The sequence below is a fragment of the Micromonospora sp. M51 genome, from assembly GCF_018070305.1.
Taxonomy (GTDB): domain Bacteria; phylum Actinomycetota; class Actinomycetes; order Mycobacteriales; family Micromonosporaceae; genus Micromonospora; species Micromonospora parva.
This window is the reverse complement of the sequence record NZ_JAGPXZ010000325.1, coordinates 1-6471: the sequence shown is the minus strand read 5'-3', so window position 1 is coordinate 6471 and position 6471 is coordinate 1. Positions and strand designations below refer to the sequence as shown.

At 73.7% G+C, this 6471-nt stretch carries 5 protein-coding genes and 2 pseudogenes; 6 read left to right on the top strand and 1 reads right to left on the bottom strand.

The genetic code is table 11. The annotated features are described in order from the left end of the window. From KBX53_RS18160 to KBX53_RS18135, 6 genes and pseudogenes are all read left to right on the top strand, one after another. Positions 1–480, top strand: a pseudogene (locus KBX53_RS18160) (ornithine cyclodeaminase family protein); the annotation flags it as partial. 89 nt (positions 481–569) lie between these two features. Beyond that, positions 570–2078, top strand: a complete 1509-nt coding sequence (gene rimO, locus KBX53_RS18155; protein WP_210860527.1) for a 30S ribosomal protein S12 methylthiotransferase RimO — start codon at positions 570–572, stop codon at positions 2076–2078. Between the two features lie 77 nt (positions 2079–2155). Beyond that, a complete protein-coding gene (pgsA, locus tag KBX53_RS18150) occupies positions 2156–2746 on the top strand; it encodes a CDP-diacylglycerol--glycerol-3-phosphate 3-phosphatidyltransferase (RefSeq protein WP_030336827.1) in 591 nt (196 codons plus the stop codon). A gap of 151 nt (positions 2747–2897) precedes the next feature. Further along, positions 2898–3422, top strand: coding sequence for a CinA family protein (locus tag KBX53_RS18145; protein ID WP_309140799.1), 525 nt, complete (start codon positions 2898–2900; stop codon positions 3420–3422). Positions 3423–3629: 207 nt separating this feature from the next. Next, entirely contained in the window at positions 3630–4064 is a 435-nt protein-coding gene (locus KBX53_RS18140; protein ID WP_030336824.1) for a helix-turn-helix domain-containing protein, read from the top strand. Between the two features lie 196 nt (positions 4065–4260). Then, positions 4261–5274 carry a PspA/IM30 family protein gene (locus tag KBX53_RS18135; RefSeq protein ID WP_247675811.1) on the top strand — a complete coding sequence of 338 codons (1014 nt, stop codon included), beginning with the start codon at positions 4261–4263 and terminating at the stop codon, positions 5272–5274. A 28-nt stretch (positions 5275–5302) separates the two neighbouring features. On the opposite strand, the pseudogene KBX53_RS18130 reads toward KBX53_RS18135, so the two are convergent. Next, a pseudogene (locus tag KBX53_RS18130) lies at positions 5303–6471 on the bottom strand (hypothetical protein); the annotation flags it as partial.

Here is a 6471-nt window from a genome sequence, read left to right as displayed (position 1 = left end):
GTGCACAGCCGGTCCGCCGCTCGCCGGGAGACCTTCGCCACCCGGGTCCGTGCCGAACTGGGCGTGCCGGCCCGCGCGGTGGCCGACCCGGGCTCGGCCGTCGCCGGGCGGGACCTGGTGGTGCTGGCGACCACCAGCCCGACCCCGGTGCTGCGCGCCGCCGACCTCAGCCCCGGCACCCACGTCAACGCGGTCGGCTTCAAGCAACGCGACCGCAGCGAGTTCGGCACCGACCTGCTGGACACCGCCGATCTGCTGGTCACCGACTCACCGGTCCAGGCGGTCGACTACCAGCCGCCGATGCTCGCCGCCACGCCCCCGTACCTCGGGCGGTTGCGCGACCTGGGCGGCGTCCTGGCCGGCGCGGTCCCCGGCCGGACCAGCGCGGACCAGGTCTCGGTCTTCTGCTGCACCGGCCTGGCCGGCACCGAGGTGTTCCTGCTCGACGCGCTGACCCGGGTGGCCGCCCCGGCCCGCTGACCGGGCCCGGACGGCTGCCGGCCGACATTGTGTCGACCGTCTCCGCAGCCCGCGTGCGTGGGCTCACCGGGCCGGCCCGGTACCCTCGGATGGTGTCTGCCACCTCTCCTTCGCCCGCTGACCACGCCGAGGGCCGTCGCGTCGCCCTGCTGACCCTGGGCTGTGCCCGCAACGAGGTCGACTCGGAGGAGCTGGCCGCCCGCCTGCACGCCGACGGCTGGCAGGTGAGCACCGACGGCGAGGGCGCCGACGTGGTGGTCGTCAACACCTGCGGTTTCGTGGAGAAGGCCAAGCAGGACTCCATCCAGACCCTGCTCGCCGCCGCCGGGACGGGCGCCAAGGTGGTCGCCGCGGGCTGCATGGCCGAGCGGTACGGCAAGGAGCTGGCCGACAGCCTGCCCGAGGCGCAGGCGGTGCTGAGCTTCGACGACTACCCGGACATCGCCGCCCGGCTCAACGCCGTCGTCGCCGGCGAGCAGATCAGCGCGCACACCCCGCGCGACCGGCGGGAGCTGCTGCCGCTGACTCCGGTGCGCCGCCGCGACAGCGGGGTGTCGCTGCCCGGCCACGGCACCGTGACCCGCACTCCCACCGACACCGACGAGCACACGCCGGCGCACCTGCGCCAGGTGCTGCGCCGACGGCTCGACACCGGCCCGGTGGCCTCGCTGAAGTTGGCCAGCGGCTGCGACCGCCGCTGCGCGTTCTGCGCCATCCCGGCCTTCCGGGGGGCGGTCGTCTCGCGTACCCCGGACGAGCTGCTCGCCGAGGCGGAGTGGCTGGCCAAGTCCGGGGTGCGGGAGCTGGTGCTGGTCAGCGAGAACTCCACCTCGTACGGCAAGGACCTGGGTGACCCGCGTGCCCTGGAGAAGCTGCTGCCGCAGCTCGCCGCGGTGACCGGCATCGTCCGGGTGCGGGCCAGCTACCTCCAGCCGGCCGAGACCCGGCCGGGGCTGGTCGAGGCGATCGCCACGACCCCGGGCGTGGCACCGTACTTCGACCTGTCGTTCCAGCACTCCAGCGAGCCGGTGCTGCGCCGGATGCGGCGTTTCGGCTCCACCGACCGGTTCCTGGAGCTGTTGGCCGGTGCCCGTGCGCTGGCCCCGGACGCGGGCGCCCGGAGCAACTTCATCGTCGGTTTCCCCGGCGAGACCCGCGCCGACGTCGACGAGCTGGTCCGGTTCCTGACCGAGGCCCGGCTCGACGCGATCGGCATGTTCGACTACAGCGACGAGGACGGCACCGAGGCCGCCGGCCTGCCCGGCAAGGTCTCCGCCGCGACGATCAAGCGGCGCTACGACCGGCTCAGCGCCCTCGCCGACGAGCTCTGCTCGCAGCGGGCCGAGGACCGGCTCGGCTCGACCGTCGAGGTGCTTGTCGACTCGACCGAGGACGGCGTGGTGGAGGGTCGGGCGGCCCACCAGGCGCCGGAGGTCGACGGCTCCACCACCCTGGTTGCACCGGCCGAGGGCGGGGTCGATCTGGCCGCGCTGCGCCCGGGCGATCTGGTACGCGCGACAGTGACCGGCACCGAAGGGGTGGACCTGCTCGCCGTGCCGGATGAGATGATCTCGGCGGCGCCCGGCGCGGCACGGTGACGGCGGGCCCGAGCGGAGCGGGGGACGCAGGTGGTGCGGTGCCGGGAACGCCACGGCGACCCGAGCGGAGTGCGGCGGTGACCGGGGCGACGGAGTCGACGCCCGGCCGGGTGGTGGCCGTGGTCCCCGTCGTCAACGCCGCCAACGCGCTGACCGCCCTGCGGCTGGTGCTGGTGCCGGTCTTCGCCGCCTCGGTGATCATGTCCGGGATGACCCACGCCGGGTGGCGGATGGCGGCCTGCCTGATCTTCGCCGTGGCCTCGGCGACCGACCTCGTGGACGGCTGGATCGCCCGCCGCTTCGGGCTGGTCACCTCGGTCGGCAAGGTGGCCGACCCGATCGCCGACAAGGCGCTCACCGGTGCGGCGCTGGTGCTGCTCTCCTGGTACGACCAGCTGCCCTGGTGGGTGACCGCGCTGATCCTCGTCCGCGAGCTGGGCATCACCGGGTTGCGGTTCTGGGTGATCCGGCACGGTGTGATCGCCGCCAGCCGAGGCGGCAAGGTCAAGACGGCGCTCCAGATCCTGGCCATCGCCTGGTACCTGTGGCCGATGCCGGCCGCGCTCGCCGCCGTCGGGCCGTGGATCATGGCCGCCGCCGTCCTGGTCACGGTGGCCACCGGCTTCGACTACATAGCCCAGGCCCTCCGCCTGCGCCGCCCCCGGTAACCCACCCCACCCCCGTTGACCATGAAGTTGTTGCCATCCGAGGCGGTGTGTCGTGGCAATAACTTCATGATCGACGCGATGGGGTTGGGGTTGGGGATCGGTGGGTGGGGAAGGACTGGGGGATGCGGCGAGGGGTGAGGGCGGGGTGGCGGTGAACAGCGCTGGGGTGAGTGGTGCCGAGGTGGACGGTGCCGAGGTGGGCAGCGCGGCGGCCGCCGTGGTGCACCGGTTGTCCGAGCGGCACGAGACGCTCGCTACCGTCGAATCCCTCACGGGCGGGTCGCTGGCCGCCTCGATCGTGAACATCGCCGGTGTCAGCGGGGTCTACCAGGGTGGCCTCGTGGTCTACGCCACCGAGTTGAAGGCGACGCTGGCTGGCGTCCCCGCCGACCTGCTCGCCGAGCGAGGGCCGGTGGACCCGGAGGTGGCGGCGGCGCTCGCCGAGGGCGGCCGACAGCGGTGCCGTGCGGACTGGGGACTGGCCACCACCGGGGTCGCCGGTCCCGAACCGCAGGACGGCAAGCCGGTGGGCCTGGTCTACGTGGCGGTCGCCGGCCCGAACGGCGGTGAGGTCCGCCAGCTCGACCTGGACGGCGGGCGCGACCACGTCCGGGCGGCGGCGGTGGTCGAGGCGCTGCGGCTGCTCACCGAGCGGCTCGTCGCCGCGACACGGTGAACTTCGCCGCGACACGGTGAACGCCGCCCGGGGCGGGTTTGGACCGCCCCGGCAGGCTCGCCCTGGCGAACCGACGGGCGGGGCGGGATGTCGCCCGGGCCCGCAACGGGTACGGTTGCGGGAAGGCTCCGACGTTCGGGGTCGGCGTGGTCCGCCGCGACCGGCTGCCCAGCGCCGGGCGCGAGGAATCCCTCTGGGGGAGGTGCGATGATCCTGCTACGCCGGGTGATCGGTGACGCACTGCGAGCGCGCCGGCAGGGCCAGCAGCGCACGCTGCGTGAGGTCTCCACCGCCGCCAACGTCAGCCTCGGCTACCTCTCCGAGATCGAACGGGGGCACAAGGAGCCGTCCAGCGAGCTGCTCGCCGCGATCTGTGACGCCCTCGGTGCCCGCCTGTCCGAGCTGCTGCGTGAGGTGAGCGACACCGTGGCGCTCGCCGAGCAGATGCCCGAGGTGCTCGTCTCGATGCCGGACGAGCCGGCCGCCGCCGAGCCCAAGAGCACCAACCGGGGGGTCCGTCGGGTCACCTCCGACGGCAAGGTCGCCGTCTCGGTCCGCCAGGACTCGCCGCTCAAGGCCACCCTGCGCAGCACCCGGGTCCGCCCGACCGAGCGCGACCGGGACGTGGTCTGCGCCGCCTGACCCCGATCCGGCTGACCGTGGGCGAGGTGGCCCCGGCCGCGTAGGGTTGCTCGCAGGAGCCGCCGGTGCTGTCGACCGCCCGGTACGGATGCCTCGTTGGCGTTCTGCTGGGACGATGGAGACCGGCCGGTGACGGTCGGTCGGTTCAGCCGGCCCGGCCGTGGTGGAGCGACGCTACTGAGGGGATACCACGGAGATGGCGAACCCGTTCGTCAAGGGTTGGAACTACCTGATGGCGCTCTTCGGTGCGAAGATCGACGAGCACGCCGATCCCAAGGTGCAGATCCAGCAGGCCATCGAGGATGCCCAGCGGCAGCACCAGGCGCTGGTCCAGCAGGCCGCCGCGGTGATCGGCAACCAGCGGCAGCTGGAGATGAAGCTGTCCCGGCAGATGTCCGAGGTCGAGCGGTTGCAGGGCAACGCCCGGCAGGCCCTGGTGCTGTCCGACCAGGCCCGGGCCAAGGGCGACGAGGCCGAGGCGGTGCGCTTCGAGCAGTCCGCGCAGACGCTGGCCAGCCAGCTCGTCTCCGCCGAGCAGGCGACCGAGGACCTGAAGACCCTGCATGACCAGGCGCTGGGCGCCGCCGCGCAGGCCCGCCGGGCGGTCGAGAACAACTCGATGATCCTCCAGCAGAAGATCGCCGAGCGCACCAAGCTGCTCAGCCAGCTGGAGCAGGCCAAGATGCAGGAGACGGTGGCCCGCTCGCTGGAATCGATGTCGTCGCTGACCGCGCCGGGCACCACCCCGTCGCTGGACGAGGTGCGCGACCGCATCGAGCGGCGGTACGCCAACGCGATGGGCCGCGCCGAACTGGCCGGCAACTCCGTCGAGGGCCGTATGTTGGAGATTCAGAAGGCCACCATCGACTCGGCCGGGTCCGCCCGGTTGGAGCAGATCCGGTCCAGCATGGCGGGGGAGCAGCTCGGCGGCGCGACCCAGCGACCGGCCGTACCGCAGGCCGAGAAGACCGGCCCGGCCAACGACCCGACCGCCGCCGCCCGACTGGACGAACTGCGCGCCAGCATGGCCCGCGAACGGGGCACCGGCGACCCCACCGCCGCCGGCTATCTGGCCGAGGACGCCCGACCGGAGAGCGCCCACCCGGCCGCCGACCGGCTCACCGAGGCGACCGACCTGCTGCACGGGGTCGCCGGGGCCCTCGCCGAGCTGCGCGCCGTCGGCACCCCGCTGCGCGCGCCGACGCGCTGACCGCACACACCCCCGGAGCGCGGGCCCGTCACGGTGGGGTCGTCACCAGGACCGGCCCGGTGTACGCCGAGGTGCCAACGACGTTGAACGACCGGATCCGGTAGTGGTAGGTCACCCCCCGGGCCAGCCCCGTGTTGGTGAAGCCGCGGCCGGTCACCGTGAAAGTGGCCAGCTCCTGCTCGAAGGTCGGGTCGAGGGCCCGCAGCACGGTGAACCCGGACCCCGGGCCGCCGGGGGTGCTGGCCGCCCACGCCAGGATCACCGTCGCGGTGTCCGGCCCCGGCGCGGTGGCGGTGGCGCTCACCCCGCTCGGGACGCCCGGTGGGGGTGGTGAGGTCACCGTGGCGACCGTCGACCACGCCGAGGCGGCACCCAGATAGGTGGTCCGCACCCGGTAGTAGTACGTGGTGTCCGGTGCCACTGTCGGGTCCAGGTGGTTGTCACCGACCCCGATCGCCGTGGTGCCCGGGCCACTGGTGAACGTCGGGTTGGTGGCCCGTTGCACGTCGATGCCGGTGGCGAACGACCGGTTCGTCCAGCGCAGCGCCACCCGCAGCGGTGCCGCCGGCGGGAGCGTCGCCACCAGGGCGCTCGGCGCGGCCAGGTGCACCGAGGCGGGCACCCCGTTGGACCAGGACGAGTAGCTGACCGCGTTCTCCGCCCGGATCCGGTAGTGGTACGTCACCCCCGGGGTGACAGTCGCGTCGGTGTACCGGGTGGCGGCGGCCGCGACGGTGATCGTGGTGACCTCGCCGCCGAAGGTCGCGTCGGTGGCCCGTTGCAGCAGGTGGCTGGTGGCGGGCGGTCGCCCGCCGTTGCTGGTCCAGGCCAGCGCGATCGCGGGTAGCGCGGTGGCCGACCCGGGCACCGGGGTGGCGGTGAGGCCCGTCGGCGCCTTCGGCGCCACCCGCAGCACCAGCGGTCGGGTCATCCCGCCGTCGCGGTGGCCGGCGAGCTGGCTGTGCCAGCGGTACTCCCAGCCCAGGTTGACCAGTTGGTTGACCACAGTGGCGGGTCGCCCGTCGGCCGGGCTGACCGGCGTCGAACCGGCCCGCGCGCCGGCCGGGCGACAGGGGTCGAGCAGCCGGAGGCTGTCGCCCAGCTTGAACGGCAGCACCGGCGCGACCGGACGCAGCGCCACCACCACGTACTCCCGGGGGTTGACCCGGACGATCCCCTTCCAACCCAGCTCCGTGT